Consider the following 25,886-nt stretch of genomic DNA (forward strand, 5'->3'; position numbering starts at 1 on the left):
ATAACAGAACGTTCATGCATTTGATGGCATGAACGTTTTTTGTTGTTATCTTTTATGATTTGTCCGTCTGCTTTGTGTGCTCATCATGATGCTGATTCATCAGGAAGAAGGTCACCGGCTTATCAGAGCCTGTCATCAGTTTATAGACATAGGACGAGGTGAGTTTGTAACCATCTTCGATTTTGGAGGCCAAATAATTGGTCCGTTCAAATAGAATGGACCGAATAAAGTTCAACTGCCGTGAAATTTTCTCGGTTAATGCTTCTTGATGATCCAATCGTTTGAGGACGTCTTCTTGAAATTCTTCTTGCTTGTTCATTTTGACAGAGATTTGATTTTGAAAATCCTCTTGGCTGTTCAATTTCTCTGTTACTTCTTTTTGAAAAACGGCTTGCCGATTTAATTTGTCCGCTATTTCCTCTTGAGATTTTTCCTGCATTCTCATCATTTCTTGATGCGATTGGCTGCTTTTTTGCAAGTCAATCAATTGGCTGCCGATATCATTCCAATGGCTAGTTTGGGATTCTTCCTGCTTAATAGTTCGAAGTTGCAGTTCCCTTAATGTTTTTCTTAAGGCGGCATTCGCTTTTTCCTGTTCCTTGATTAATTCAGTCAGGAAATCCTGTCTGGAATACGACTGATTCGGGGCATTGATCGTTTGTTTATTTTCAAAAACATTGGGATGTTCACGCTTATTAATGTATAAACTCATACCTCACTTCACTCCTTTTTATAATATTTTATGCTTCAAAAACATTAGTGGGGACACGTTTGGGCTTCGCTATTAAATGTGGGCAAAGCTCTGGAAATTCTTTTTTCGCTTTTTATGTTCGGGCAAATTATAATGGTAGATGGGGAAGAGGTGATTTTTTTCGTGGCAAAAAAAAGAGCTGCGTTATCATTCAGTGGAAAAGATTCTACACTGGCATTGCACGAACTCCTTCACGGGGAAGAATATGAGGTTGAATTGTTATTTACGACAGTTACTGAAGGCTTTAATCGAACAAGCATTCATGGAGTAAGGGAGGAACTGCTGGAGGCGCAAGCGGCATCGATTGGCATTCCATTAAAAAAAATCTTTATTCCGGAGCAATGTTCCAATGAAGTCTACGGGGAAATAATGAATCGGGAATTGGCTGATTTGAAGGCGAATGGGATTGACCATATTGTATTTGGCGACCTATTTCTTGAGGATATCCGCAAGTACCGTGAAGAACAGTTAAAACCCTTAGGTTTTACAGCGGTTTTTCCACTCTGGGGTCAGAATACTACAGATTTAATTTACCGCTTTTTATCGCTAGGGTATCAAACAATTATAACTTGTGTAGACTTGACGAAACTGCCTGAGAATTTTTCCGGTAAGGAAATTAATGACGTGTTTATGGAAGCACTGCCTGAAGGTGTGGACCCTTGCGGTGAAAACGGCGAGTATCATTCATTTGTATATGATGGTCCGATTTTTAATAAGCCAATCCGGTTTCAAGTTGGCGAGAAAAAGTTTTCAAAGGATGTATACACTGGTGAAACAAGATTTTGCTTTACCGATTTAATTCCATTAAGGGGGTTTTGATTATGAATCGCTGCGGCTGGGTTAATCAAGACCCATTATATATTGATTATCATGACCATGAGTGGGGAGTCCCCGTTCATGACGACCGTTTGTTGTTTGAATATTTGAATTTGGAAGGGGCGCAAGCTGGCCTTAGTTGGTATACGATTTTAAAAAAGCGGGAGAATTACCAGAGGGCGTTTGACAACTTTGAGGCGGAGAAGATTGTCCTGTATGACGATCAAAAGATTGAAGAACTTCTACATAATGATGGTATTGTACGGAATAGACTAAAAATTAATGCGGTGATTGGCAACGCCAAAGCTTATTTAAAGGTGGTCGAGGAATTTGGTTCCTTCAATAGCTATATTTGGTCATTTGTTGACGGGAAGCCGATTATCAATCACTTCAAAGAAGCGAGCGAGGTACCTGCCTCCACGGAAATAAGCGACAAATTGAGCAAGGATTTAAAAAAGCGCGGCTTTAAATTCGTCGGCTCCACCATCTGCTACGCCTTCATGCAAGCAGTAGGAATGGTCAATGACCATATCGAAAGCTGTGAAATGAAACGAGGGGACGGTTCTTTTGCCTCAAAAATTTGAGGCATTAGAACCGTCCCCATGTTTTACCCATCTTTTATCCGTTTTGCTTTTGGAACTGTTCCATAAATTCGCTGAATGCTTTGCAGGATTCGTATGGAACGGCGTTGTAGGTGGATGCGCGGCAGCCTCCGATGGAGCGGTGGCCGTTAACACCGATAAAGCCTTCCTGCTTGGCTTGAGCTAAAAATGCTTTTTCCAGCTCTTCTGATTTTAAGTTAAAGGTAATATTCATTAGGGAGCGGCTGTCGTTTTCAGCGTGCCCGATGTAGAAACCATTGCTTTGATCAATAGCATCGTAGATAACCTTCGCCTTTTCCTCATTCCGTCTGACAACTTCCTCAAGGCCGCCAATTTCCTGTACCCAGCCAAGAACCTCACCGAGCATATAAATGCCAAAGGTTGGCGGAGTGTTATATAGGGAATTGTTTTTTACATGAGTGCTGTACTTTAACATGGTAGGGATGTTAGAATTAGCCTTCTCAAGAAACTCCTTGCGAACAATTACCACCGTAACACCGGAAGGCCCAAGGTTTTTCTGGGCACCCGCATAAATCATGGAGAACTTGCTGACATCAACAGGCTTGGATAGAATATCGCTGGACATGTCCGCAATTAACGGAACATTGCCAGTAGCAGGGAATTCCTTCCACTGCGTTCCGTAAATTGTATTATTGGAGGTCAGATGTAAATAGGCCTCGTCACCTTGATATTGAATTTCCGCTAGTCTAGGAATGCGGCGATATTTGCCTTCTTTTGATGACGCCGCCTGAGCAACTTCACCAAATAGCTTACCTTCGGCAAAAGCCTTTTCTGACCAAGATCCGGTCATCACATAACCCGCTTTTTTTCCTTCTCCCAAAAAGTTCATCGGAATCATTGAAAATTGCAGGCTTGCTCCACCTTGCAAAAAGAGTACTTCATAATCTTCAGAAATACCCATTAAATCCTTTAGGCGCGCGATTGCCTGATTATGTACTTCTTCATAGGCAGCACTGCGGTGGCTTAATTCCATGATTGACATTCCTGTGCCTCGGAAATCAATCAGCTCCTGCTGAGCTTTTTCCAGTACAGAAAGAGGAAGAGCAGATGGGCCGGCATTGAAATTATAGGCCCGTTTGATGTCTAGTTTCATTTCGTTCACTCCCATGTTTTTTTAATATATATGAATATAACATATTTTCTTATTATTTTGACAGGAAATTTTATTCCTTTACAGAGTTAAAGGCTTGTTCAAATTTTAAACAAAAAAATGCCTGCCACTAATGCAAGCAGCAGACCGACAAAATGCTTCTATGTTTAAATATTAATCACTTAACTTTCAGCAAGAAAATCCTTTTTTGGCAGCGTAATGATCTTTCCGCCAATTTGGACGTGAACGGTATCGTTGAAAATGGCTTTTACTATTCCTTTTAAGGAAATAGTTGAATTTACGGAGATTTTTTTAGAGTCAGATTGATTGGCCATATGGATCAACACCTTTCAAAATTAATAAACCCAATATAAAAAATAAGATTACCCTATATTATTCGGAAAAATATGGTGATATCCTTCCTGACAAAACCTGTTTTTTAAAAAATTTTTAAAAAAGTTGTTCATGTTAGACGAATTCCTTTAATCCAGGGGTGTTATAGAAGGAATTGAATAACATGAACTATAGTTCAAGTATTACATTCAGCTATAAACATGTCAACAAAAAGATGAACTGTAGTTCATCTTTAATTTTTGTGCTATAATAAGCCCGAGGTGGTCCTATGACTGAACGTGAAGATTTGCTTGTAGGTGAATTTCCGATTCTTCCTAAACAAGAACGGGCCCAACAAAAAAGAAATGCTCTCTTGGAAAGCGGGCGAATACTGTTTATTGAAAAAGGATATGAGCAAACAACCGCAAAGGAAATCGCGGCCCATGCAGGAGTAGCTACAGGAACCTTTTATCGCTATTTTTCAGATAAACGGCAGCTATTAATGTCCCTTTTGGAGGATAAAATAGATGAATTGCTCCCTCCTGAACCAAATTGGACTGCCGGTAATCCTGAACTTTTTTTGGCATCCTTATTAGAAGCTCATATGAAACGGCTTAACGGGATGGGACTTCACCGCGTTTTGCCAGAACTACTTCATAAGGATTCGGAACTTGCCGAGGTTTTAGGAGAAGCCAGAAAGAAAATCCATTCAAGAATTCTTACCGGATTAAAGCGTGCTTATGATTCAGGGTTAACTTGGAGGGATTTGGATCTGGATAAGGTTGCCTGGTCTATTATGGTGTTGGCAGAGAGTGGAAATACCAATATAGGTCAACACTGTAAAAAAGAAGATTTTTTGGAATTGGCAAAGGTCATTTGCCGCATTGTTTTCCCTCCTGATGTACTAAAGAAATTACTTATTGAAAATGAAGAATAAACTAAAGAGTGGTGACTAGCAATGAAGGTAAGAGATTTTATGATAATGAATGTCATTACAGCAAAACCAACTGATACTGTTAAGGATGTTATGAAAATTTTTGTAGAAAAGAAAATTGGCGGCATGCCTGTTGTGGATGGCGAGGGTAAATTATGCGGCATTGTTACAGACGGGGATATCTTAAGAGCCATTAAACCCATTGATCGGCAAATTTATAATTATTTTACCTTTATGACTTATATCGCCGAGGAGGATTTAGAAAGCCGCTTGAGTGAAATGGCGGGAAGGGAAATCATAAAGATTGCCAAAACAAATGGGATTGTCACTGTTCATCCTGATGATGATATGAAAAAAGTTGTCTCCCTTTTATCCAAGCACCATTTTAAAAAATTGCCAGTGTTAAACGGTAATAATCGTGTTATCGGTGTCCTGAGCAGGGGAGATGTGATTCGAAGCATCCAACAAACCATTATTGATGAGATGGATTGAAAAATGAAAAGGTGCCAGGTACTTTCATGAAAGACAGCCTGACACCTTTTTTAGAGTTAAGTATGAAATTTACGTCCAATATCGGCAAGCATCATTTGTGATGTAATATAATCCTGTTCTCGTCTTTTTTCAACTAATATCCGTATGTCATGATTCCGGCAATAAACCTTATAACAAACACCATGGGCATTAAGAAGTGCTTTCTCCATTTCACTCGTGTACTTCAAACGTAAATGTTGGATGTTAAAACCCTCCTTTAGTTATTAGGTTTTATCTTACCATTGAACAGTTTTTTTCGACAAAGCCCGTAAAGTGGGAAATCTTGTTATATTTAGGACTGAGATGGCCTCCTGTTCCCTGAACCTGCAGATCCATACAATCCCTCCAATATCCTCTTGATTAAACCTTGTTTTCCACTGATTTTCCAAAAATACGCAACTTGTATTAGGTTGATAGTAAGGATGTATTATTTTTTTAAACATTCTGATGACTTACACTATAAGAGTAAGAAAATTCAGAATGGGGGTTAAATATGCACAAGAAACGGTTTCAGGCCGGCGGCATTCTGTTAGTGATGCTTGGTTTTATTTTTTCAACCGCATTTTCCTTAACTGGCACTCCAATAGGCGAGGAAACCCAAACAACATCCATAGACACAACTACTAATAAAAAGTGGGAAAGCTACGACAGAGCTGAGGAATATCAAAGCTACATTACCGAAAAAGATGTTTTCATTACAATGAGGGATGGCGTCATATTGACTGCCGATGTTTATCGGCCAGACGGACCGGGGCCATTTCCAGTTATTTTGACTCAGACGCCATACAATAAAAATGTTAATGGCGTAAATGAATATTTTGTAAAACGCGGCTATGTCCAGGTAGTGGTAGATGTCCGTGGGACAGGCAGTTCGCAGGGCACATGGGAATCATTTGGGATTGCTGAACAGCAGGACGGAAAAGAGCTTGTGGAATGGGCGGCCAGTCAGGCGTGGTCAAGCGGCAAGGTTGGCTTATACGGGGCTTCCTATATGGCTATTAACCAATTCTTTACGGCAGCCCAGCAGCCCAAAGGCTTGGCTGCGATGTTCCCAATTGTGCCGATGGGAGACAGCTACCGGGATATCGTGATGTCAGGCGGTCTGGTCAATACCGGGTTTATCCCTCTGTGGCTGGGGCTAGTCACTGGTACGGGTTTATTGCCGCCAAGCTACACATTGACAGATCCTGTTCAGGCAGCAGGAGTTCTTATTAACCATGCAGGGCAAATCTCCGGTTTTCAGACAAATACGTTAACATCCGCTCTAACAGGTGGAGAAGTTGCCTATGATGGGCCATTTTCTTGGCAGCGTTCGGCGCTATTAGTCACAGATAAAGTAAAGGTGCCAGCATTTATAACCGGCGGCCTCCATGATATTTTTCAACGGGGTGAACCTTTACTATTTGAAAAGTTGAAGGCAAATGGGGTCAAAACGAAGTTGTTGATCGGTAATTGGACGCATGGAGATTTTGGAAGCGGATTACCGGCGGATAATGTTCCTACTTTAGACCAAATTGCCTTAAAATGGTTCGACAAATATGTGAAGGGCATGAATGTGGATGTGGAAGGGATTCCTGATGTAACGCAATTTGTGTTAGGCGATGGTCACTTTGAAGTGCAGCCAGGCTGGCCGCATGCCAAGGCACAGGCTGAAAAATATTATCTTCGTTCCGGGAACCTGCTGACAAAGGATACTCCATCCACGATTGAAGGCTCCGATTTAATGCTGCAGCAGCCAGTGAACGGGATTTGCTCTGGCAGTGCGAGCCAATGGACGATGGGAATTTTGGGGGTCTTTCCATGTACAAAGGATAATCGCTTAACCGAGACTACAGAAGTCACCTACACAACACCTCCGGTTAATCAGGACGTGAGAATTTCCGGTCCGATTGCTGCAAGAATTTATGTAAGTACAACCGCTAAAGACGCAGTCCTATCTGTTCGTGTAACAGATGTGGCTCCGGACGGCACCTCAAGTGAATTGACCGCCGGCTGGCTCGCTGCTTCGCATCGTACTGTAGATAAGTCAAAGAGCCGCTTTTTAAATGGCGAAAATATTCAGCCATGGCATCGGTTTACGACGGAAGCGGTCCAGGCGGTGATACCAGGCGAGGTTATGGAATTAAACATCGAGATTTTTCCGACCAATGCACAGATTAAAGATGGACATCGCCTACGGGTTAGCGTGGGGCCAAGTGACTTCCCGCATTCGTTATCAACGACACCGATGCTGCTTAATCAATTAGGCGGTGTGGTTACTATTATGCATAACAGCCAATATCCTTCTTATGTGACCTTACCAATAGTAAAATAATCTTTTTAATATGCTGTTGATTACTGGCTTTTGCGGTGATTGGCAGCTTTTTTCTAATTTAAATGGTTCATAACGCCCGAACGGTTATAGGAAAGAAAGTTTCGGTCATTATGACGGGTTTATAACGCCCGAACGATAAAAGGAGAGAAGGATTCGGTCGTTATGAAAGGTTTATAACGACCGAACGACTAAAGGAAAGAAGGGTTCGGTCGTTATGAGTGGGTTCATAATGCCCGAACGATAAAAGGAGAGAAGGATTCGGTCGTTATGAAGGGTTTATAACGCCCGAACGACTAAAGGAAAGAAGGGTTCGGTCGTTATGAGTGGGTTCATAACGCCTGAACGATTTAAGGAAAGAAAGTTTCGGTCGTTATGACGGGTTTATAACGCCCAAACGGTTAGAGGAAAGAAGGTCCCGGTCGATATGACGGATTCATAACGCCTGAACCATTAAAGGAAAAAAAGTTACGGTCGTTATGAGGTTGTCCTTACCGACTTTGACAGCCCCATAATCAAAATTCCGACCCAAATAAGCCCAAAAATAAAAACTGGAAAATTTTTTTATTTTTTCATTGACACTATAGGGTAGGGGGGTATAGTATATAAAAATAAAGTAAATATTAAAGTTGAAACCAACTCCAAACAGTTAGGGGGAAGAATAAAATGAGTAATGCCACCAAAGAAGTCCAATTACCGATAACAGGAATGACTTGTGCAGCCTGTGCAATACGAATTGAAAAAGGCTTAAATAAATTAGAAGGCGTTCAGGAAGCAAACGTGAACCTGGCGCTTGAAAAAGCAGCAATCACGTATAACCCAGCACAAACGAACACGGAAAATTTTGTTAAAAAAATACATGATCTCGGCTATGGGGTTGTCACCGAGAAAGCCGAATTTGACATCATCGGAATGACCTGTGCCGCCTGTGCCACGAGAATCGAAAAGGGGCTTAACAAACTCGAGGGTGTCACAAAGGCCACTGTCAACCTGGCGCTTGAAACAGCAGCCGTTGAATACAATTCGGCCCAAGTCAATATCCAGGAAATCATCCAAAAGGTAGAAAAAATCGGCTATGAAGCTAAAGTCAAACAGGATAAAACTTCGGAAAGTGTCGATCACCGCCAAAAGGAAATCGAAAAACAAAAAGGTAAATTTATTTTCTCACTGATTCTTTCATTCCCATTATTATGGGCGATGGTCAGCCACTTTGAGTTTACATCTTTCATTTACCTGCCTGACATGCTGATGAACCCATGGGTTCAATTGGCCTTGGCAACACCAGTTCAATTTGTTGTAGGAAGGCAATTTTATGTAGGAGCCTATAAGGCGCTACGGAACGGCAGCGCAAATATGGACGTTCTTGTCGCACTTGGTACATCTGCTGCCTACTTTTATAGCTTATATTTAACCATTATGACTAGTGTGTCAGGGGGACAAATGGTGGAACTCTATTTTGAAACTAGTGCAGTCCTAATTACCCTGATCATCTTAGGAAAATTGTTCGAAGCCCGCGCCAAAGGACGCTCATCTGAGGCCATTAAAAAATTAATGGGGCTCCAAGCCAAGACGGCAACGGTCTTGAGGGATAGTAAAGAACTTGAAGTCGCATTAGCAGAAGTGGTAGTCAGGGACATTATTTATGTAAAGCCTGGCGAAAAAATTCCTGTCGATGGAGAAATCATCGAAGGTCGCTCTGCTCTTGATGAATCAATGCTAACAGGCGAAAGCGTCCCTATTGATAAAACCATTGGCGACCTAGTCATCGGCGCTACCATTAACAAAAACGGCTTTTTAAAAATAAAAGCCACAAAAGTTGGCAGAGACACGGCACTCGCGCAAATCATTAAAGTGGTTGAAGAAGCACAGGGCTCAAAAGCACCGATTCAACGGCTTGCAGACCAAATTTCAGGAATTTTCGTACCAATCGTTGTTGGAATTGCTGTCTTAACCTTCTTGGTCTGGTTCATCTGGGTAAGTCCAGGCAACTTCGCTGAAGCGTTGGAAAAAATGATTGCTGTTCTGGTAATTGCCTGCCCTTGCGCATTGGGTCTTGCAACACCAACATCAATTATGGCCGGTTCCGGCCGGGCTGCAGAGGCTGGCGTCCTATTCAAAGGCGGCGAGCATTTGGAAACAACCCACCGGATTACAACAGTGGTACTTGATAAAACAGGAACAGTTACAAACGGGAAACCGGTGTTAACTGATGTGTTCATTGAAGATAACTACTCCGAGAATACTTTCTTGCAGTTAGTCGGTTCGGCTGAAAAACAATCTGAGCATCCGCTTGCTGAGGCGATAGTAAATGGCATTAAAGAAAAAGGAATCAACTTATTAGAGGCCGTCGGCCATTTCGAAGCCATACCGGGGTATGGAATAAAAACGAACATTAATGGTCAGGAAATATTAATTGGCACTAGAAAATTAATGAATAAATACGGGGTATCATTTGAGGCTGCTGTTGGAAAAATGGAAGCCCTTGAAGAAACCGGTAAAACGGCAATGCTGGTTGCGATTGATGGGGAGTTTGCCGGCATCGTTGCAGTAGCAGACACCGTGAAAGAAACTTCGAAAGCAGCGATTCAAAAACTAAAGAATATGGGCCTAGAAGTCATAATGATGACCGGCGACAATATCCGCACGGCTGCTGCGATTGCCGGCGAAGTAGGAGTAGATAGCGTTATTGCCGAAGTTTTACCAGAGGGAAAAGCAGCGGAAGTGAAAAAGCTGCAGGAGCAGGGACGCAAAGTCGCTATGGTCGGGGATGGTATAAACGATGCACCGGCACTTGCGGCCGCAGATATTGGCATGGCAATCGGAACCGGCACCGATGTCGCCATGGAAGCGGCAGATATCACGCTGATGAGAGGCGACTTAAACAGCATCGCCGATGCCATCTTTATGAGTAAAAAGACAATCCAAAACATTAAACAAAATCTATTCTGGGCATTTGGATACAATACATTGGGGATTCCAATTGCTGCAATCGGCTTTCTAGCCCCATGGCTTGCCGGAGCGGCCATGGCATTTAGTTCCGTGTCAGTAGTTTTAAATGCACTGCGATTACAGAGAGTGAAGCTTTAACAACAGATTGTAAGGGGATCGGGGCCTGCTTGGCAGTTATCCCAACAACCTAAATAAATTAAACTAAATAACCTGTTTTATTCATCGATTTACGGTACGGGGGTATGATATAATTAGCCAAAAGGGAGGCGGGTCAAATGTCAATGAATGAAGAGGAATTAATGGATGAATCCTGCTGCCATACGGAGGAAAATCACCGCAAGAGTCACCATTCTGATAAGGTAAAAAGCAATCTTGTGACAAGACTGAATAGAATTGAAGGGCAGATTCGCGGTATTAAAGGGTTAATTGAAAAAGACACGTACTGTGATGAAGTGATCAACCAAATCGCCGCCACGCAGTCGGCTTTAAACAGTGTAGCAAAAATCTTGCTCGAAGGCCATATGAAGAGCTGTGTTGTGGAACGGATTCAAGAAGGCGATTTTGACGTGATTGATGAGGTTCTTGTAACCGTACAAAAATTAATGAAAAAGTAACGGAGGAATGGAAAATGGAAAATGTAACTTTAAATGTAAGCGGTATGTCTTGTGGGCATTGTGTCAAAGCGGTGGAAGGAAGCGTCGGTAAATTGGACGGGGTAAAAAATGTTTCCGTTAAGCTGGAAAAAGGTCAAGTTGATGTTGAGTTTGATCCAAGCTTAGTATCCCTCAGCACGATTAAAGAAACAATTGATGATCAAGGATACGATGTAGAATAATGATTAGCACCCAGGTTAGCCTGGGTGTTTTCTTTTTACAAGGGGTAAATTTTTTTATAAAAATAGCTGTGGTAGAATGGTAGTTAAAGCTTGAAAAGAGGTGCAGCGTTGAGCAGGCAAGGTGTGATATCCCTCGGGGATGCGTTTATCGATTACATATCAAAGGATTCAACTAATACAATATTTCACCAGTTTCCCGGTGGGGCAACGGTAAATACTGCTGTTTGGACAAGCAGGATAGGAGTGCTTTCTTATTACTTAACGAAACTAGGAACGGACGAGGAAAGTGCTTTTGTGGAAATGGAGCTGGTAAAAGAGAAAGTGAACGTCGATTATTGTGTCCGTTCGCCTGAAAAAAGAATCTGCAGTGTCAAGGTACATATAAATCAATCAGGTGAGAGACAGTTTCATTCCTATAATAACCCAACTCCAGATTTGCTTTTGACCACCAACGATCTTCCTGAGGAATTGTTCAAGCAGGGGAAACTCTTTTATTTCGGTTCTGGGACACTTTTTCATGATATTGCAAGGGAAACGACACGCCAGGCACTCGAATATGCCCGAAAATGGGGGCTGCTGACAGCATTTGATACAAATATTCGCCTGCAGCGTTGGGAAAGCGAAAAGAAATGCCGGGAGACTGTCATTTCATTTGCCAAACAGGCTGATATCGTTAAAATGGCAGAAGACGAGTTATTTTTTTTAACTGAAACAAATAACTTGGAGGAAGGACTTCAGCTTATCTCTGAATGGGGGATTCCGTTTCTGTTTATCACGATGGGTGGGAAAGGCTCCTGTGCCGTACATCAGGGACGAAGCATTTTCGTTGCTGGTGTGCAGGTTAAAGCTGTAGATACCACCGGGGCAGGTGATGCCTTCATGGCGGCCATAATATCCCGCTTTCATAATCATGGTGTGCCTCAAGATGATTGGCAATTAGAAGAATTTGTCCGATTTGCCAATGAAATCGGTGCGCGGGCAACGACGAAGGTGGGGGCATTGTAAACGAAAACAGCGAAGCAGATGACTTCGCTGTTTTGTCTTTTTTAATGGGTCATTGAATTTGATTGTGTAAGTTGATTTGATTCTGGCACCCTCATTAAAATAATCGCACCTATGATGAACAAAACAATTAAGCTAAAAACACCGCTGTTGGTGTTTCCTGTCATCTGTGCGGTAAATCCAACTAAAAACGGTCCAAGGATGGCTGCAAATTTATAAAAAATGCTGTAAAATCCAAAGAATTCGTTGGCACTTTCTTTTGGCACCAATTTGGCGAAATAAGAGCGGCTGAGCGCTTGGATGCCGCCTTGAGAAGAGGCGACAAGCATGGCCAGAATCCAAAAGTCCAAAACAGTTTTTAAGAAATAGGCATAGGTACAAATGATGATATAAACGAAAATGCCAACGAGCAGCATCGTCTTACCCTTAAACCGATCGGCAAGCTTGCCGTACAAAATGGCAAACGGCGCGGCCACGACCTGGGTGGCAAATAGGATGATTAACAGATTAGTAGAATCTATCCCTAAATCCGACCCGTACGCGGTTGACATCGTAATAATTGTGTTAACCCCGTCAATATAAAAGAAATAGGCAAGTAAAAAGAGAAATAACGGGCGATACAGTTTAATTTTTTTAAACGTTATAAATAACTGTTTAAAGCCGTTGGAAACAGGGTTTGGCACGCGTTCCTTGTAATAAACCTGATTTACATTTTTTAACATTGGAATTGTGAATAATCCCCACCATAAAGCGGTGATGGCAAAAGCGACTTGGCTGGCAACGGTGACAGACAATGGGAGAATGCTTTGTTGGGCCAAAATGATCAGGGCAATTCCCATAATGAACGGGATGGTACTGCCAATATAGCCCATCGCAAAACCGCGTGAAGAAATTTTGTTCATCCGCTCCTCAGTAGTGACATCAACAAGAAAGGCATCATAGAAAATGTTCGTTCCGCCGAAGCCAATAACCGTAACCATATAGCAGATTAAAAGAATCATCCACTGGCTGCTTGGAACCACGGCGAGCAAAAAAGTAAAAATAACGCCTAATGCAAAGAAAAAGGTGAAAAATCGTTTCTTAAAGCCTCGGAAATCTGCAATGCTGCCTAGGACGGGGGCACAAATCGAGATTAATAGTGTCGCGAAAGAGTTGGCATAGCCCCAATAGGCGGTTGATGTTGCACCGGCAAGTCCTGCCTCTTTGGCAGCTGCTTTGAAATATAACGGAAAGACAGCAGTGGTAATCAGGATAGAATAGGCGGAGTTGGCCCAATCGTAAAATACCCAGCTTTTTTCTTGCTTTGTCATCCGGCTCATATTTTTCCCCCTAACTAAGTTATTATCGTTTCAATATCTCCTCAATTACTCTTCCATCAGTATCTCCTAAGCAAACACCAAGTAATCTTGCGAAGGTGGGCCCTTCATCAATAAGCCGGATCGATGGAAGTGTGACTGATTGAATCCCTTTTCCTGCCGCCATAAGGATGGTGCCATATGCCTCTTTTACGGGCGAATAGCCATGAGTAGCCAGGGTATATTTTTTATCTGCCATTACATCTTCAGCTGTAATGGTTTTAATATAATCCCCCTCATAATCTTCTAAAAAGTAATACCCTAGGCTTGCTTCAATCATAAAGGCACATTCCCCGTCCGCACCTCGTTCAGCAGCCTGGATGCCTGAAAGCACCTGTTCAATTCCCGAAGAGGGGTCCTGAATCATTTCAGACAATAACGATTTTACTTTTTCATAAGTAATGGTGTCACCTGGATCTTTTACATAAATATATGCCGAACCGTCACAGCTTTTGCAGTATGCCTTCCAATTTACCAGCTTTCCTCGAGAGTTGGTGGTAATCAAATTATGTTCTTTAAATAGTACGTTTAAGTGTACAGCCTTATTTTCATCTAACGCGCTGTGGTCACCGAGGATAACCACAGTGGAGTTATCTTTGATGGCGCTCTCCTCAAGTGCTTCCATGATTCTGCCAAGCCTGCTGTGATGACGGTGGATGGCGGCAATGGCCTCATCTGATGAAAAACCATGGAAGTGCCGCATGGAATCAAGGTCGGTAAAGTGGACCAGCATTAGGTTTGGTTTTTTTGTTTTAATCGTATCCACCGCTGCTTCTAAAACAAAGTCATCCAATTCCGGTTGACTTAAACCGTTGCGGAGATGACCATACCTTTTATTAAGGTCCCATTGGAAGCGGGGAGTCCCACTGGTGAGAGATACAAGAATTTGATTTTGCCATGGACGGTTTGCGAAAATCTCGGGCATGTTATAATCTATATCCGCTTTTCCGGTAACCGGCCACAGTAAGGCGGCTGTAGTCATGCCTGCTTTTTTTGCTTCATCATAGAGGGTGGTTCCGCGTATGGAGCTCCGAAACCAGTTCCAGTCAGGAGATAATCGTCCTGGCTGCAAAAGGGTATTATTAATGACACCGTGCCTGTTCGGATATTTTCCCGTTACGATAGTAGCGTGGCAAGGGTAAGTGACAGATGGGTAGATACTCTCGACGTTTTCCACCAAGGCCCCGTCTTGCAAAATCGTCTTGAAGTGCGGTAATTCTTTAATAATGGGAAAATCTAATGAGGAAAGACAGTCGAATGAGATAATGATGAGATGGTCGGTAAGTCGATTCATAAAAACCCTCCGAATTGGTAACTACTGCTAATCCAATTGTACAATAAGATACAGGGTTGTTACAGAATTTTTACAATATTTATAAAAAATAGGATATTTTGCCATTGGAAGATATATGCAATTAAGTTTTTTCAGTATAATATATATATATCAGGGAGGGGGATGACCGTTATGCCAAGCATTCAAAGTTTATTTATCGAAAAAATGATAAAACTATCAGTAAAAAGAATGGCGAAAAAAGGAATCAGGAAAACAGGGATGGAAGAGAGGCGGCAGAGATTTAATGAATTTGGTGCCAAGCTTGGCAAGCTCCCTAAGGGCTGTATGAGGGAATCCTGCAAAATTGGCGGGCTTTATTCTGAATGGCTTTCTTTCGCTGATACTAAGGATGACAAGGTAATCCTTTATTTGCACGGTGGTGCATATGAATATGGGTCGGCAGATACCCACCGTGTGCTGGCAGCTAGAATTGGCAAGGCTTCCGGTGCCAAGGTGCTCTTGCCTGAGTATCGGCTTGCCCCTGAACATCCATTCCCCGCGGCGGTTGAAGATGCTGTTTTAGTGTATCACTGGCTGCTTAAGCGGGGCTATAAATCTTCTAATATTATTTTTGCTGGCGATTCAGCAGGTGCGGGCTTAAGTATTGCTGCCGTCTTGACACTTAGGGAACAAAACGATCCCCTGCCTGCAGCGGTTATTTGTTTATCGCCTTGGGCGGACTTAACAAGCAGTGGGGAGAGTTATGAGAAAAACAGGAAGCTGGACCCGTATTTAAACCCAGAAACCGTGAGAAAGGCAGCTGCCATGTATGCAGGTGACAAACCCCTTAATCACGCAATGATTTCGCCTGTTTTCGCTGATTTGACCGATTTCCCGCCCTTGTTTATCCAATCGGGGAGTCATGAAATTTTACAAAGTGATGCTGAAATGCTTGCAGCAAAGGCGCGGCTTGCTGGTGTTGATGTCACCTTGAAGATATGGGAAGGAATGTGGCATGTTTGGCAAATCTTCGGTGGCGTTCTGCCCGAGGCCCGTAAAGCCATTCGTGAAATCGGACAATTTGCGAAGCGAAGCTTTAAAAACTCCACAATTAAGTGAATACCCGCAAATCGGAAATTGTAATAATATTGCCAATGTTTTTGCAGCCAGTCTTTTTTACAGGCTATATATTGAGAATTAATAGGAATATCATTTTGAAGGAGGAGCAAATCATGAAAACGTTAATTGTTTATTGCTCATCCCATGGTACGACAGAAAAGGCTGTGAGTGTATTATGCGAGAATATTGAAGGAGAGGTCCTCGCTGTAGATTTGAAACGGGATAAAATTCTTTTTGATTTAGAGGATTATGATGGGGTTATAATTGGCGGATCGATTCATGCAGGGGAAATTCAAAGGAAAATTAAACAATTTATTAAACAGCATCATGATGAGCTTTTAGAAAAAGAAGTGGGACTATTTCTGTGCTGCATACGGGATGGTGATATCGCTGTGGAGCAATTTAACCGCGCCTTTCCGCAGGATTTACGGAAAAACTCAGTGGCAATGGGCTTATTTGGCGGCGAATTCTTAGTTTCTAAAATGAATTTTTTTGAAAGACAAGTAGTAAAAAAAGTGGATAGTGTAATAAAAGACGAATCGCATCTAAACCTCAAAGCCATTATGGAATTTGCCCTAAGATATAATAATATAAGAATTCCGGTCTAGTGAACCGGACTATTATTCCAAAACGCTTCTGCAGCAAAAGAGGCGTTTTTTTATTTTAGAAAAATATTTATCTGTTTAAAAAAAACACAGTTTGAACATAATGGAAGGGTCAAATTACAACATGAGAGAGGATTTTTATGAAAATTTGGTTTAACCGCTGGTTTACAACTGTTTCCCACTATATTGAGATGATTCGGGACAATCCCGATAACCGGAAATTTACAATCTATGGAACGAGTCCTAATAAGGATGCTCTATATTTGCAGTATTGTGATAAAGCTTTTACCGAACCGGAACTCTCCGGTGATGAATATATCGCCTTCTGTCTGGAGTTTTGTGAAACGCATGGGATCGACATTTTTATACCCCGCAAGGAAAACGTGTTAATTTCAAAAAGACTTGCTGATTTCGAAAAAATTGGCGTCAAAGTGTTGGTCTGTCCAGATGCGGAACTAATGGAGAGGCTGGATAATAAGGCTCTTGCTTATCAAACCATTATGGAAAAGGCAGAAGGAGAAGGACCTATATTTTCTATTCCTGAACATTATGTGGTTAATACCTTACCGGAATTTAAGTCCGCTTGCGAAAGGCTGATAAAAAAGGGACATAAGGTTTGTTTTAAACCGGTTATTGGTGAGGGTGCCAACGGTTTTCGCGTGATTAAGGATGAAATTGATTCCGTCAATCAGCTTTTTCATCATGGAACTAGTTACCGACTGCCTTATCGGTACGCTTGCGAAATTCTTGGCCAGCAGGAGACATTTCCAGATTTAATGGTCCTTGAGTATTTAGAGGGCCGGGAATATAGTATTGATTGCCTGGCAACACCAGACCGATTACTTGCCGCGATCCCAAGGATGAAAGGAGATGGAAGAATCCGTGAGCTTGTTGACCATCAAGAACTGATTCAACTCGCTCATCGGTTTCATCTTGAGTTTAAGCTGCCATATATATTTAATATTCAATTAAAATATAACAATGGTATCCCAAAGCTATTGGAAATTAACCCGCGTATGAGCGGCGGCATGCATATCAGCTGCCTTTCCGGCATCAATATGCCCTATCTGGCCATCAAAATCCTCCTCGGGGAGAAAATTGAAGCGGCCAGCCCGCGTTTCGGCATTCGCGCCAGCCATCTCGAAAGAGAAATGATTCTTAAGGATGATTGGTGTCAGGCACCTTAAACCATATAAAGATTTCATTTGTTTAGTAGATAGTGTAAAATAAAATAAATATGGAAAATTCGAAAAAATAATGGTGCGGCTGGGGAAAGGTGAAAAAATTGACTTATTCTGAATTAGAGCTAATCGCAGAGACAAAAACATTTCATGTCAGTAATGTGAAGATTTTTGATTATTTCGACCTAGGGCGTAAGGAATGGTACCGTTTTTGTACCCAGCAGCTGGGTGTAGAAGCAGTAGCAGTCCATATTGGCGTTGATTATAAAAAAGAAGTGTTTAATAATGATGAAATAATCGTTCGCACATGGCTTGAGCGAGTTGGGAATACAAGTTTTACCCTTATGCAAAAGATGGAAAATAAACAAGGCATTCTGCTGGCGTCTGCTGAAGTCGTTTTGACAACAATTAATCGACAAACAAGAATTAAAACCACTGTACCTGATGAAATTCGCCGACTGCTCTATCAAAATGCGGAGCTTGCCGAACTAATCAACTGCTAAAAAAGGACGAACACCATGTCCGATGGTGCATGTCCTTTTTTCTTTTAAGGACTATATTGGATACTGTTAATCAAACAATTTATGCTATAGAATGATAGATAGGTTTAAAAAACGGAGGATTCATTAATGGAAGGAAAATGGCTGATAGCAGATCGTGACTTAAACGAACGGGAGGGGTTGAAGTGGATGTTAAAAACCTCCTCTATTCCTGTTGCCCACATCTTGTCGGCGGCTGATTATCAGGAATTTATCGTCCTTTTCGAGAAAGAAACTCCTGAAGTCGTCTTAATCGAATTAGATATGATTAACAAAGAAGATTGGCCGGTTTTTCGTGATTTAATCCAAATTTATGAACCTATTCTGCTATTAACTAGCGCTGAGGCCACTTTTGAGAAAGCGCGCTTGGCCATCGATCTGCAGGCACTGGATTTAATGATCAAACCTTTTTCGACGGTAAAAATAAAGTCTGCTTATCAAAAGGCATTCCGAAAGCTTTCGACCAAATTGAAACCAAATGGTCCAATGCAGTCAACCCTTTATAAAGATATTACCTATGAGTCCTTATTTATTTCACAAACAGGTTTTAGCGAAAACTACCATATTGCTGCATTTAAGGCTGAAGAAATTGAAATGAATCGTACCTTGCATTCCTTTTTATTAGAATATTCCTTTAAGGATTTGCATGGCATTTTTCCGTTAAGTGACATGGTTATTCTTTTATTTATGGATTCCTGTACCACTATAATGGAGCAATGCCGGAAAGCAATGAGAAGATGGGAAGAGGAATTTTCCGACTCCCTTGCGATTGTCGTTCATAAAGGGAAATCCCCAATACCTCTTGACGAAAAATATCGCCAAATCAGAAAAATGCTGGATTTCACTTACTATAAAGGATACCGGCAGGTGGTGGAGTTTGAATACTCTCCGAAATGGGTTTATCTCGACCCATTCTTAACGCCTCCCGAGCAACGGAATTGGATTGACATGCTCACCAACTTTGAATTGGAAAAAATAAAGAAATGCCTTTATGATGAATTTCTACATTTAGAAACTCCTTATCCGGATCCCGGGCTGGTCAGAATCAGGTTGACAAGTATTTTGGCGCAAATAAGAAGATTTATGAAGACCTATACTCTTGAGGCAGACGAGCACTTTGAGAGGGAATATCGGTACATTTTTAATTCTATTTTATATGATACGGTTCTTTACCGGACGGTTCAAAATCTGATTTTATTTATGCAAAAAATTTTCCAGGGTGTGGAGGCTAACATCCGGAGCTTAAAAAACGATCCAATCGAAAGAGGCATCGCCTATATGGAGGCTAATTTTTCAAATAGCCAGCTGCGTCTTGAAGAAGTAGCTCAATATGTGGAGCGAAATCCGTCTTACTTCAGTCATCTAATAACCACGACGACCGGTTCGAGCTTTACGGGTGTATTAACTGGAATCAGGATGAAGGAAGCGAAAAGACTGCTGCGAGAGACGAACAAACCCATCAATGAAATTGCCGCGATGGCCGGCTTCCATAATTCCAATTATTTTAGCAGGCTGTTTAAGGATTTGATGGGTTCATCGCCAAGAGAATATCGGAGAGAAATGAAACTATGACTCAGTGCTGACTGAGTCTTTTTTTATTAGGTTTCTAAAAATAATTAACATTTTCTAAAAAAAGTACATATTACTGAGGGTTTGTCCTAAAAAAAAGCATTTTATTATAAAAATTATATCTGTTTTCTAATGTTTTATTCGTATTTTTCAGAAGATTGGCTTTTTATAATAAAAATAGATTTAAACTAATAAGGGGTGTAAAAATGGAAACGAAAACTTCACAACCAAGAGTAGTTAAAAATTATAAAGGCACTGAACTGCATGCAAAGGGCTGGATTCAAGAGGCAGCGCTCCGCATGCTTTATAACAACCTTGACCAGGAGGTTGCCGAACGACCAGAAGATTTAGTTGTCTACGGCGGAATCGGAAAGGCAGCACGTAACTGGGAATCTTTTGATGCAATTGTGAAAACGCTTTTAGAGTTAGAAGATGATGAAACATTATTGATCCAGTCAGGAAAGCCGGTTGTAGTTTGGAAATCTCATAAGGATGCGCCGCGTGTATTGCTGGCAAATTCAAACCTTGTTCCTGCATGGGCTAATTGGGAGCACTTCCATGAGCTTGATAAAAAGGGCTTGATGATGTATGGACAAATGACAGCCGGCAGCTGGATTTATATCGGCAGCCAGGGAATCGTTCAGGGAACCTATGAAACTTTTGCTGAGCTTGCTCGTCAAGAGTTTGACGGTTCATTAAAACACACGATTACACTAACTGCTGGTCTTGGCGGGATGGGCGGCGCTCAGCCACTTGCGGTAACAATGAACGATGGTGTTTGTATCGCTGTGGAGGTCGATGAGTGGAGGATCGACCGTCGGATCGAAACAAGATACCTGGATGTAAAAACAAAGGATCTTGATGAAGCATTACGTTTAGCGTTTGAAGCGAAGAAGGAAGGCAAGGCACTTTCTATTGGGCTTATTGGAAATGCGGCTGAAATTTTACCATTAATGATCGAAAAAGGTTTCAATCCAGATGTGTTAACTGACCAGACATCCGCACACGACCCATTAAATGGATATGTACCAATTGGGTATTCATTAGAGGAAGCAGCGAAGTTAAGAGCGGAAAATCCGGCTGAGTATGTGAAACTTTCCAAACAAAGCATGGCTATTCATGTAAAGTCAATGCTGGATATGCAGACAAAAGGTGCGGTTACATTCGATTATGGTAACAACATCCGTCAGGTAGCAAAAGACGAAGGTGTGGAAAATGCCTTTGATTTCCCAGGATTTGTTCCAGCTTACATTCGCCCATTATTCTGTGAAGGAAAAGGACCTTTCCGTTGGGCGGCATTATCTGGCGATCCGGAAGATATCCGCAAAATTGACGAAGCATTACTTCGCGAGTTTAAAGATGATGAGCATCTTTGCAAATGGGTAAGAATGGCCCAGGAAAGAATCGCATTCCAAGGACTTCCTGCTCGTATTTGCTGGTTAGGATATGGAGACCGTGCTCGTTTCGGTAAAGTGATAAATGAAATGGTGGCTAGCGGTGAGGTTTCCGCTCCAATCGTTATCGGCCGTGACCACTTAGACGCTGGTTCTGTTGCTTCACCAAACCGTGAAACTGAAGCAATGAAAGACGGTTCGGATGCAGTTTCCGACTGGCCAATTCTAAATGCAATGATCAATGCTGTAGGCGGAGCGAGCTGGATTTCATTGCACCATGGCGGCGGCGTTGGTATGGGATACTCCCAGCACTCTGGTATGGTTATCGTAGCCGACGGTACGAAGGAAGCAGAAGTCCGCTTACAGCGCGTATTAACAACTGACCCTGGGATGGGTGTAGTTCGCCATGCTGACGCAGGATACGATCTTGCTATCAAGACTGCTAAGGAAAAGGGCATCAAAATGCCAATGCTTAAGCAAGACTAGTACTACCAGGATAAGGGGACACAATCGTGTTTGGCGGATATATCTGCGAGTTTGGCGGATATGTCCGCTATTTTGGCGGATATCTCGGTTAATTCGGCGGATATGTTGATGTTTTCGGCGAATAACTTGCACTTTTTGGCGGATTCCATGTTGAAATGGAACTGTAGCCCGAGATAATCCTGCAAAACTACGTTTTGAGAGGAATGACTCAAATTGACCAAAGCAATTTTTATTAGAAATGCATCTCAACTAGTTACTTTACATGGCGGCTCTGATGCTCCAAGGGTAAAAGCGGAAATGTCTGAGCTTGGCATTATCGAAAACGGCAGTGTATGGATTGAGGACGGAGTTATTCAGGCTGTAGGCACTGATGAAGAGCTTGCGGCTAAATATGCCAACCGTCTCTCTGAGGCTGAACTAGTTGACGCCAGTGGAAAGCTTGTAACACCAGGTTTAGTAGATCCGCATACACATCTTGTTCATGCGGGAAGCCGAGAAAACGAGTTCAATATGCGCTTGCAGGGTAAAACCTATATGGAAATCATGAATGCCGGCGGCGGGATTCATGCGACGACAAGAGCAACAAAAGCCGCATCACATGAGCAGCTCTACAAAGAAAGCTATAACCGCTTAAATCAGTTCTTGCGTCATGGAGTTACCACGGTTGAAGCAAAAAGCGGCTACGGAATGAATTGGGAAACCGAACTGAAGCAGCTTGAAGTGGCGAAGGAATTACAGGAAAAGCATGTGGTTGATGTAGTTTCTACTTTTATGGGAGCACATGCGGTTCCGAAGGAGTATAAGGAAAACCCAGATGAGTTTGTACGCTTGTTAGTGGAAGATATGATTCCGAAAGTTGCTGAGCTCGGACTCGCTGAATTTAATGATGTGTTCTGTGAGCATGGGGTGTTTACACCGGAGCAATCAAGGGTCATTCTTGAAGCGGGAAAGCGTCATGGTTTGATTGCGAAAATCCATGCAGATGAGATTGAGCCATATGAAGGAGCAGAACTCGCGGCAGAGGTTGGAGCCATTTCCGCAGACCATCTTCTAAAAGCTTCAGAAAAAGGTATGAGGGCAATGGCTGAAAAAGGCATTGTCGGGGTATTACTTCCAGGTACAGCCTATTTTTTAATGGCTGAGTCTGCAAATGGCCGAAAAATGATTGATTTAGGAGTGCCGGTCGCGCTTTCCACCGATTGTAACCCTGGATCATCACCAACGGTTTCGCTGCCGTTTATCATGAGCCTTGGCTGCTTGAAAATGGGAATGACTCCGGCAGAGGTTATCACCGCTACTACCATTAACGCTGCCCATGCCATCAATCGCGGCCGCGAAATTGGCAGTTTAGAAGTCGGTAAAAAAGGTGACGTGACCATTTTTAACATTGAAAACTATATGAAGCTACAGTATTCATATGGTGTCAACCATACCGATACGGTCGTGAAAAATGGCCGGGTGGTTGTCAAGGGAGGTCAGCTCATTGAAGAGCTTTCTTTATCCTAAACTGAACCCGCCAAGCTTTACATGGGTACGGCCAGAGGGAGGCAGTGCGGAGGCCTGCAAAGTTCATGAATGGATTGAGCCTCTGTCAGCTGCAAGCGACCCGGAAAAAGCGAAGGATGCTGACTTTGTGGTAGTCGGCGTCCCGCTTTCCCGTTCGTCTATCAGTGCATCAGGTGCTTCGGAATTTCCGGATGCCTTTCGAAGAGCATGGAAAGGATTCACGACCTATAATTTGGATGAAGACGTGGATCTCACCGAAATGACAGCACTGGACGCAGGAGACGTCCCAATGCATGTCACTGATATCCGCCGCTGCCATGATAATATTATCGCGGCTTCTACGGCACTTCATCAGCATTTTACGAAGTCCAAAATTTGCGCTATTGGCGGCGATCATTCGATTACGGCAATGATGGTAAAAGGTCTGCATCTGGCCCGGCCTGACAAGAAGATTGGAATTATCCAATTTGATACTCATTTTGATTTACGGGACATGAGTGATAATGGACCTTCGAATGGAACTCCGATGCGGAACCTGATTGAAAGCGGCGTCGTGGACGGCTCGAATATGTATAATATTGGTCTACACGGATTTTTTAACACTAAAGATTTAAAGCAATATGCAGATGAAAAAGGTGTTAATTATATTACGCTGGGGCGTGCCAGGAAAAAGGGCATCGAGGCGACAGTTCTTGAATGTCTGGACGCACTCGCCGCTAAAGTTGACACTATTTATTTGACAGTTGACATGGATGTCCTTGACATCGCCTTTGCCCCAGGGGTACCGGCCTCAACGCCGGGGGGCATGACCACAACCGAACTGCTTGAAGGGGTGCTAGCAGCGGCCAAGCATCCAAAAGTCGGTGCCATGGATATCGTCTGTCTCGACCCGCTCAAAGACAGTGCCGTCCAACCAACCGTTAAACTCGGCACCCACGTATTTTTAACTTTTCTCACAGGGGTTATGTTGAGATAGGTGTCAAGCACCACAGAAAGACAATTTGCGGTATTTGTCCACCTAAGGTGGACAAATATCTAATTTTTAGGTCAAAGGTCTTTAATGAATTAAAGTGATATTTCCTTAAAGGGGGATGGAGTATGGCAAATCATTCAGTAGAACAAGTAAAGGCTATACAGCCGGAATTACAGAACAGCAACATGGCGAATATCGTAAAGTTTTTTGTTTATAGTGCCATTGGTATTTTTGTCTTTTTTATTCCGGTAACAGTAAATGGGAAATCATCTATCATGCTGGACCACATTGTTTCTTACATTCAAACGACAGCTCCAGGAGTTCTGCCATACTATGCATTGCTCGTGATTTTATTGGGCGCTGTTTACCCATTTATTAAAGGCACTTGGAAAAAAGACACGGTAACATTAGTCTTTTCAATCCTCAAAGTGTTTGGTTTTGTGGCAGGTGTGATGCTTGTATTTAATGTCGGCCCTAAGTGGTTTTTTGACCCAAATATGGCACCGTTTTTATTTAACAAGTTAGTCATTTCAGTTGGCTTGCTGGTACCAATCGGCTCCGTATTTCTGGCTTTATTGGTCGGCTATGGATTGCTTGAATTTGTCGGAATCTTTATGCAGCCGGTGATGAAACCGATTTGGAAGACACCAGGACGTTCTGCTATTGATGCAGTGGCATCCTTTGTAGGAAGCTACTCAATTGGATTATTAATTACCAACCGTGTTTTTAAAGAAGGAAAATATACTATTAAAGAAGCAGCCATTATTGCAACAGGTTTTTCTACTGTTTCAGCCACCTTTATGATCGTTGTTGCCAAAACGCTGGATATAATGAACATTTGGAATGCCTATTTCTGGGTAACATTTATCGTAACATTCATCGTAACCGCTATCACCGTCCGTATTTGGCCATTATCCAAAATGAGTGATTCTTATTATCAAGATATGGAGGGTGACGTAGAGGTTATCATTAAGAAAGACAGAGTGAAGACTGCTTGGAAAGAAGCGATGGTAACTGCAAACGAGTCTCCTAGTCTTGGTAAAAACATTTGGGACAACCTAAAAGACGGTTTTGTCATGACAATGGGGATTCTTCCTTCGATCATGTCAGTTGGCTTGCTGGGTCTTGTTTTAGCGGAATTCACACCAGTTTTTGATTGGCTTGGCTACATTTTCTATCCTTTCGCAAAGCTCGTACAGCTTCCAGATGCCATGCTTGCTTCAAAAGCCAGTGCTTTAAGTATTGCCGAAATGTTCTTACCGGCACTTTTAGTAACAAAGGCTGCACTTGTTACAAAGTTTGTCATTGCCGTTGTGTCCGTTTCTTCCATCATTTTCTTCTCGGCAGTGGTACCATGTATCCTTTCAACTGAAATACCACTTACAGTCGGCAAACTTGTGGTCATCTGGTTCGAACGAGTAGTCCTTACGATTCTAATTACAGCACCAATTGCATTTTTAATTCTATAAGTTTGGAAAATACATATTCCAAACTAAAAAACCTTGAATTATCAAGGTTTTTTTTATGAAAAAATACTATTTTCAAAAATTACTTTCACATTTATAGGATACAAGCCTTAACCATTTACAGCTAATATGAATTAACTATTAGAAGAAGCAGATGTTGTTAAAATTTTGGATGGTTATCGTTATGTGGAGGTAATATTAATGAATTATGCTTCATGCCTAATGGCATATTTTAAAAAATACAG

General features: G+C 42.1%; 24 protein-coding genes. 18 read left to right on the forward strand and 6 right to left on the reverse strand.

The features are described from left to right. Positions 1-52: 52 nt before the first annotated feature. Entirely contained in the window at positions 53-712 is a 660-nt protein-coding gene (locus ACNQGS_RS16480; RefSeq protein ID WP_491488254.1) for a hypothetical protein, read from the reverse strand. 162 nt (positions 713-874) lie between these two features. Between ACNQGS_RS16480 and ACNQGS_RS16485 the strand changes: the two genes are divergently transcribed. Further along, on the forward strand, positions 875-1,570 hold the full coding sequence (locus ACNQGS_RS16485; RefSeq protein WP_491488255.1) for a Dph6-related ATP pyrophosphatase: 696 nt from the start codon (positions 875-877) through the stop codon (positions 1,568-1,570). 2 nt (positions 1,571-1,572) lie between these two features. Continuing rightward, complete coding sequence (locus tag ACNQGS_RS16490) at positions 1,573-2,151, forward strand: DNA-3-methyladenine glycosylase I (RefSeq protein WP_213140280.1); 579 nt, start codon at positions 1,573-1,575, stop codon at positions 2,149-2,151. Positions 2,152-2,185: 34 nt separating this feature from the next. Here the strand turns inward: ACNQGS_RS16490 and serC are convergent, their stop codons facing one another. Together serC and ACNQGS_RS16500 are read right to left on the reverse strand one after the other, a co-directional pair. Next, a complete protein-coding gene (serC, locus tag ACNQGS_RS16495; protein ID WP_491488256.1) occupies positions 2,186-3,283 on the reverse strand; it encodes a 3-phosphoserine/phosphohydroxythreonine transaminase in 1,098 nt (365 codons plus the stop codon). A 179-nt stretch (positions 3,284-3,462) separates the two neighbouring features. Then, complete coding sequence (locus ACNQGS_RS16500) at positions 3,463-3,615, reverse strand: hypothetical protein (protein ID WP_213115881.1); 153 nt, start codon at positions 3,613-3,615, stop codon at positions 3,463-3,465. A 287-nt stretch (positions 3,616-3,902) separates the two neighbouring features. Between ACNQGS_RS16500 and ACNQGS_RS16505 the strand changes: the two genes are divergently transcribed. Together ACNQGS_RS16505 and ACNQGS_RS16510 are read left to right on the forward strand one after the other, a co-directional pair. Continuing rightward, the gene (locus ACNQGS_RS16505; RefSeq protein WP_491488257.1) at positions 3,903-4,550 is read left to right on the forward strand and encodes a TetR/AcrR family transcriptional regulator; all 648 of its coding nucleotides are present in this window, start codon (positions 3,903-3,905) and stop codon (positions 4,548-4,550) included. A gap of 21 nt (positions 4,551-4,571) precedes the next feature. Continuing rightward, positions 4,572-5,039, forward strand: a complete 468-nt coding sequence (locus tag ACNQGS_RS16510; RefSeq protein WP_491488258.1) for a CBS domain-containing protein — start codon at positions 4,572-4,574, stop codon at positions 5,037-5,039. Positions 5,040-5,095: 56 nt separating this feature from the next. Here the strand turns inward: ACNQGS_RS16510 and ACNQGS_RS16515 are convergent, their stop codons facing one another. Further along, positions 5,096-5,266, reverse strand: coding sequence for a YuzK family famiily protein (locus ACNQGS_RS16515; protein ID WP_464572685.1), 171 nt, complete (start codon positions 5,264-5,266; stop codon positions 5,096-5,098). A 305-nt stretch (positions 5,267-5,571) separates the two neighbouring features. On the opposite strand from ACNQGS_RS16515, the gene ACNQGS_RS16520 reads away from it, so the two are divergent. The 5 genes from ACNQGS_RS16520 to ACNQGS_RS16540 all read left to right on the forward strand — a co-directional run bounded on the left by ACNQGS_RS16520 (position 5,572) and on the right by ACNQGS_RS16540 (position 12,178). After that, positions 5,572-7,392 (forward strand): CocE/NonD family hydrolase, encoded by a 1,821-nt coding sequence (locus ACNQGS_RS16520; protein WP_491488259.1) that lies wholly within the window; start codon positions 5,572-5,574, stop codon positions 7,390-7,392. A gap of 663 nt (positions 7,393-8,055) precedes the next feature. Beyond that, complete coding sequence (locus ACNQGS_RS16525; RefSeq protein ID WP_491488260.1) at positions 8,056-10,476, forward strand: heavy metal translocating P-type ATPase; 2,421 nt, start codon at positions 8,056-8,058, stop codon at positions 10,474-10,476. Positions 10,477-10,613: 137 nt separating this feature from the next. After that, positions 10,614-10,952: a metal-sensitive transcriptional regulator gene (locus ACNQGS_RS16530; protein ID WP_491488261.1), complete on the forward strand. Its 339-nt coding sequence runs from the start codon at positions 10,614-10,616 to the stop codon at positions 10,950-10,952. Between the two features lie 14 nt (positions 10,953-10,966). Continuing rightward, complete coding sequence (gene copZ, locus ACNQGS_RS16535) at positions 10,967-11,173, forward strand: copper chaperone CopZ (protein ID WP_423802141.1); 207 nt, start codon at positions 10,967-10,969, stop codon at positions 11,171-11,173. A gap of 108 nt (positions 11,174-11,281) precedes the next feature. Next, positions 11,282-12,178 (forward strand): carbohydrate kinase family protein, encoded by an 897-nt coding sequence (locus ACNQGS_RS16540; RefSeq protein WP_491488262.1) that lies wholly within the window; start codon positions 11,282-11,284, stop codon positions 12,176-12,178. A 41-nt stretch (positions 12,179-12,219) separates the two neighbouring features. Here ACNQGS_RS16540 and ACNQGS_RS16545 read toward each other — a convergent pair whose 3' ends face one another. Both ACNQGS_RS16545 and ACNQGS_RS16550 read right to left on the reverse strand, forming a co-directional pair. Then, positions 12,220-13,494, reverse strand: a complete 1,275-nt coding sequence (locus tag ACNQGS_RS16545; protein ID WP_491488263.1) for an MFS transporter — start codon at positions 13,492-13,494, stop codon at positions 12,220-12,222. Positions 13,495-13,516: 22 nt separating this feature from the next. Next, complete coding sequence (locus tag ACNQGS_RS16550; protein WP_491488264.1) at positions 13,517-14,824, reverse strand: alkaline phosphatase family protein; 1,308 nt, start codon at positions 14,822-14,824, stop codon at positions 13,517-13,519. Between the two features lie 171 nt (positions 14,825-14,995). On the opposite strand from ACNQGS_RS16550, the gene ACNQGS_RS16555 reads away from it, so the two are divergent. The 9 genes from ACNQGS_RS16555 (at position 14,996) to ACNQGS_RS16595 (ending at position 25,644) form a co-directional block, all read left to right on the forward strand. Then, positions 14,996-15,922: an alpha/beta hydrolase gene (locus ACNQGS_RS16555; RefSeq protein WP_491488265.1), complete on the forward strand. Its 927-nt coding sequence runs from the start codon at positions 14,996-14,998 to the stop codon at positions 15,920-15,922. Positions 15,923-16,035: 113 nt separating this feature from the next. Next, the gene (locus ACNQGS_RS16560) at positions 16,036-16,530 is read left to right on the forward strand and encodes a flavodoxin domain-containing protein (RefSeq protein ID WP_491488266.1); all 495 of its coding nucleotides are present in this window, start codon (positions 16,036-16,038) and stop codon (positions 16,528-16,530) included. Between the two features lie 137 nt (positions 16,531-16,667). Next, positions 16,668-17,714: an ATP-grasp domain-containing protein gene (locus ACNQGS_RS16565; protein WP_491488267.1), complete on the forward strand. Its 1,047-nt coding sequence runs from the start codon at positions 16,668-16,670 to the stop codon at positions 17,712-17,714. Positions 17,715-17,803: 89 nt separating this feature from the next. Further along, positions 17,804-18,211, forward strand: coding sequence for an acyl-CoA thioesterase (locus ACNQGS_RS16570; protein WP_491488268.1), 408 nt, complete (start codon positions 17,804-17,806; stop codon positions 18,209-18,211). Between the two features lie 126 nt (positions 18,212-18,337). After that, the gene (locus ACNQGS_RS16575; RefSeq protein WP_491488269.1) at positions 18,338-19,819 is read left to right on the forward strand and encodes a helix-turn-helix domain-containing protein; all 1,482 of its coding nucleotides are present in this window, start codon (positions 18,338-18,340) and stop codon (positions 19,817-19,819) included. Positions 19,820-20,022: 203 nt separating this feature from the next. Beyond that, positions 20,023-21,696 (forward strand): urocanate hydratase, encoded by a 1,674-nt coding sequence (gene hutU / locus ACNQGS_RS16580; RefSeq protein ID WP_491488270.1) that lies wholly within the window; start codon positions 20,023-20,025, stop codon positions 21,694-21,696. A gap of 213 nt (positions 21,697-21,909) precedes the next feature. Then, the gene (gene hutI / locus ACNQGS_RS16585; protein ID WP_491488271.1) at positions 21,910-23,202 is read left to right on the forward strand and encodes an imidazolonepropionase; all 1,293 of its coding nucleotides are present in this window, start codon (positions 21,910-21,912) and stop codon (positions 23,200-23,202) included. After that, on the forward strand, positions 23,180-24,178 hold the full coding sequence (locus tag ACNQGS_RS16590; protein WP_491488272.1) for an agmatinase family protein: 999 nt from the start codon (positions 23,180-23,182) through the stop codon (positions 24,176-24,178). The genes hutI and ACNQGS_RS16590 overlap by 23 nt, the downstream gene beginning before the upstream one ends. A gap of 182 nt (positions 24,179-24,360) precedes the next feature. Next, on the forward strand, positions 24,361-25,644 hold the full coding sequence (locus ACNQGS_RS16595) for a YjiH family protein (protein WP_491488276.1): 1,284 nt from the start codon (positions 24,361-24,363) through the stop codon (positions 25,642-25,644). Positions 25,645-25,886: the final 242 nt, after the last annotated feature.

Source organism: Neobacillus sp. PVCKKU3 (genome assembly GCF_058323225.1).

Bases quoted from the DNA above. Each gene is read 5' to 3' on its own strand.
- ACNQGS_RS16480 (WP_491488254.1), bottom strand. From the start codon at position 712: ATGAGTTTATACATTAATAAGCGTGAACATCCCAATGTTTTTGAAAAT.
- ACNQGS_RS16505 (WP_491488257.1), top strand. From the start codon at position 3,903: ATGACTGAACGTGAAGATTTGCTTGTAGGTGAATTTCCGATTCTTCCT.
- ACNQGS_RS16575 (WP_491488269.1), top strand. From the start codon at position 18,338: ATGGAAGGAAAATGGCTGATAGCAGATCGTGACTTAAACGAACGGGAG.
- serC (WP_491488256.1), bottom strand. From the start codon at position 3,283: ATGAAACTAGACATCAAACGGGCCTATAATTTCAATGCCGGCCCATCT.
- ACNQGS_RS16565 (WP_491488267.1), top strand. From the start codon at position 16,668: ATGAAAATTTGGTTTAACCGCTGGTTTACAACTGTTTCCCACTATATT.
- ACNQGS_RS16525 (WP_491488260.1), top strand. From the start codon at position 8,056: ATGAGTAATGCCACCAAAGAAGTCCAATTACCGATAACAGGAATGACT.
- ACNQGS_RS16520 (WP_491488259.1), top strand. From the start codon at position 5,572: ATGCACAAGAAACGGTTTCAGGCCGGCGGCATTCTGTTAGTGATGCTT.
- hutU (WP_491488270.1), top strand. From the start codon at position 20,023: ATGGAAACGAAAACTTCACAACCAAGAGTAGTTAAAAATTATAAAGGC.
- ACNQGS_RS16595 (WP_491488276.1), top strand. From the start codon at position 24,361: ATGGCGAATATCGTAAAGTTTTTTGTTTATAGTGCCATTGGTATTTTT.
- ACNQGS_RS16560 (WP_491488266.1), top strand. From the start codon at position 16,036: ATGAAAACGTTAATTGTTTATTGCTCATCCCATGGTACGACAGAAAAG.
- copZ (WP_423802141.1), top strand. From the start codon at position 10,967: ATGGAAAATGTAACTTTAAATGTAAGCGGTATGTCTTGTGGGCATTGT.
- ACNQGS_RS16545 (WP_491488263.1), bottom strand. From the start codon at position 13,494: ATGAGCCGGATGACAAAGCAAGAAAAAAGCTGGGTATTTTACGATTGG.
- ACNQGS_RS16530 (WP_491488261.1), top strand. From the start codon at position 10,614: ATGTCAATGAATGAAGAGGAATTAATGGATGAATCCTGCTGCCATACG.
- ACNQGS_RS16510 (WP_491488258.1), top strand. From the start codon at position 4,572: ATGAAGGTAAGAGATTTTATGATAATGAATGTCATTACAGCAAAACCA.
- ACNQGS_RS16555 (WP_491488265.1), top strand. From the start codon at position 14,996: ATGCCAAGCATTCAAAGTTTATTTATCGAAAAAATGATAAAACTATCA.
- ACNQGS_RS16500 (WP_213115881.1), bottom strand. From the start codon at position 3,615: ATGGCCAATCAATCTGACTCTAAAAAAATCTCCGTAAATTCAACTATT.
- ACNQGS_RS16490 (WP_213140280.1), top strand. From the start codon at position 1,573: ATGAATCGCTGCGGCTGGGTTAATCAAGACCCATTATATATTGATTAT.
- ACNQGS_RS16550 (WP_491488264.1), bottom strand. From the start codon at position 14,824: ATGAATCGACTTACCGACCATCTCATCATTATCTCATTCGACTGTCTT.